This is a genomic window from Rhodobium orientis (assembly GCF_003258835.1).
GTDB classification, from domain to species: domain Bacteria; phylum Pseudomonadota; class Alphaproteobacteria; order Rhizobiales; family Rhodobiaceae; genus Rhodobium; species Rhodobium orientis.
Map to the genome: position 1 here is coordinate 1 of NZ_NPEV01000219.1, position 244 is coordinate 244.

Below are 244 nucleotides of genomic sequence, written 5' to 3' on the forward strand. Positions count from 1 at the left end.
CGGCGAAGAAGCGGCTAATCATGCGGATTGATCACAGCCAGCAGCTGATGATCTTCCCATTTTCCGTTGATCTTGACGTTTTTCCGGGCGATGCCTTCTTTGTGAAAACCCGCCTTCTCCAGCACCCGGATCGAGGCAAGATTACGGGGCATGACGCCGGCTTCAATGCGGTGGAGCTTGAGATCGTGAAATGCGAACTCGACCATCAGCTTGACGGCTTCCGTCGTGTAGCCTTTGCCATTGT

1 protein-coding gene is annotated in these 244 nt (G+C 54.1%); it reads right to left on the bottom strand.

All coding sequences use genetic code 11. From position 1 onward, the window contains the following. Nucleotides 1-14: 14 nt before the first annotated feature. On the bottom strand, nt 15-244 hold a 230-nt coding region (locus CH339_RS25920), incomplete at its 5' end, for a GNAT family N-acetyltransferase (RefSeq protein WP_146610320.1).